The following is a 1,790-nucleotide window of genomic DNA, read 5'->3' on the forward strand; positions in this document are numbered from 1 at the left end:
GACGCTGTTGGTTAATTCGGGCCTGGTTGCTTCGCCCCGTCGTTATGCGGCGGGGCGAAGTGCTGCGAGGGGGCTGGTGCGGGTGCGGGCGTGGGGTTGGCCGGTGAGCCAGGCGTTGATGCGGATGAGGTTGATCGCGGCGCCGGTGAGCTGGTGCTGGAGGCTGGTCTTGGCCAGACCGCGGTAGCGGGATCTGCGCAGACCGCAGGCTTGTACTGCCTGGGAGATAGTGCCCTCGACCCCAGCACGGATCTTGTAGCGGTCCTTCCACTCATCGGTCCGCTGGAGCTTGCGGGCCTGCTGAAGCGCTTCGTATTCCTCGCGGGGTTTGAGGTTGATCTCCCGGCGTTGGGCCTTGGGGGAGTTGACGCATGCCCGCAGCTGGGGGCAGGTGCGGCAGTCAGCCGGAGAGAACCGGACCCTGATGGCTGGCAGCCCGTCTTCCGAACGGCGCTGGTGCCACTGTGTGCTGGTGACGCCGTTCGGGCAGGTCACGTTCTGGTTGTCCCAGTCGATGGTGAACGCGTCCTGCCCATAGGCGGCCTCGCCACGGGCGTGCGGGACGGTCACGGACTTCAGCGGTCCGTGCAGCGCGATCCCGTGATCACGCTGGGCGGCGGCCAGGGCGCCGGCATTGGCATAGCCGGTGTCGACCCAGTGCTCGCCGGGCAGCAGGTCCCGTTCGGCAAGGCCCGCATGCACGACGGCGGCCATCCGGTCGTCGGGCACGGTGGCGGCGGTGGTGGTCACATTCATGACGAGGTGCACCGTCCCCGGCTCGCACGTCTCGGTGAGATGGACCTTGAAGCCGTCCCAGAAGGTGTCGCGTTTGACGCTCCCCCGGGCCTCGATGTCATAGGGGGTGACCAGGCGTTCTGCGCCCGGCGGCCGGTCTTTTGGGTCCCGCCGCTCCACCTCGCCTTCCACCAGGTGGAACTGCTGGATCCACAGCTGCCGCAGAAGCTCCACCTCCGGCAGTGCCCGAAGCGCCAAGGGAGCGTCATCGGTCCAGATCATCTCCAGCAGCCGCATGCCGTCCCTGCCGATCCGGCGCCCCACCTCGGCCCGCTTGGCCTGGGCCTTGGGGAAACGGGAGTCTTCGATCCGGGTCGAGTAGTGCGTGAACCAGTCCGGCAGGGCGTGCGCGCTGAGCCAGTCCGGTTCGGTGCGCGCCACCGCGTTCAGTGCCGCCCGCAGACTCTCACCGACCAGCTCCAGCCAGTTCAGGTCCCGTGCCGCAGACAGCACATGCGTGGAGTCGGTCCGCGCCTTGCCACCACGGCTGAGCAGCCCTTTCTCCCGAGCGGCGGCCAGGATGCCGTCCAACACCGGCCGGCCACCGTCGGCGCTGACCAGCCGGTCCCGGAACTCTGACAGCACGGAGAAGTCGAACCCCGGATCGGCCAGTTCCAGTGCCAGCGCGTACTTCCAGTCGATCCGGGCCCGCACCGCCTCTGCGGCCTGCCGGTCGGTCAGCCCCTCCACGAACTGCAACACGAGCACCAGCGCCAGCCGCCCCGGCGACCAGGCAGGCTTGCCCCGCATCGCAAACAGGCCCGCGAACTGCTCATCGGTGAACAGGACACCCAACTCGTCCCTCACCCGGATCGCCAGGCTCCCCTTCGGGAACGCTGCCCGCGCCACCCGCACCGTCTCCGCCGGGATCTCCCCAGACCCCTTCGGCTGCATCGACACCCGCACCCACCCCATACGACAACGTCGGCCTTCAAGACCACAACCGCGTCTTGAAGGCCGACGTCACGCACAGGCCCGAATTAACCAACAGCGTC

The 1,790-nt window shown here is 68.4% G+C and carries 1 protein-coding gene; it reads right to left on the reverse strand.

What is annotated here, in order from left to right; translation table 11 throughout:
- Positions 1-42: 42 nt before the first annotated feature.
- Positions 43-1,695, reverse strand: a complete 1,653-nt coding sequence (locus H4N64_RS44045; protein ID WP_186288241.1) for an IS1182 family transposase — start codon at positions 1,693-1,695, stop codon at positions 43-45.
- Between the last annotated feature and the right edge of the window lie 95 nt (positions 1,696-1,790).

The sequence above is a fragment of the Streptomyces cupreus genome (assembly GCF_014257025.1).
Taxonomy (GTDB): domain Bacteria; phylum Actinomycetota; class Actinomycetes; order Streptomycetales; family Streptomycetaceae; genus Streptomyces; species Streptomyces cupreus.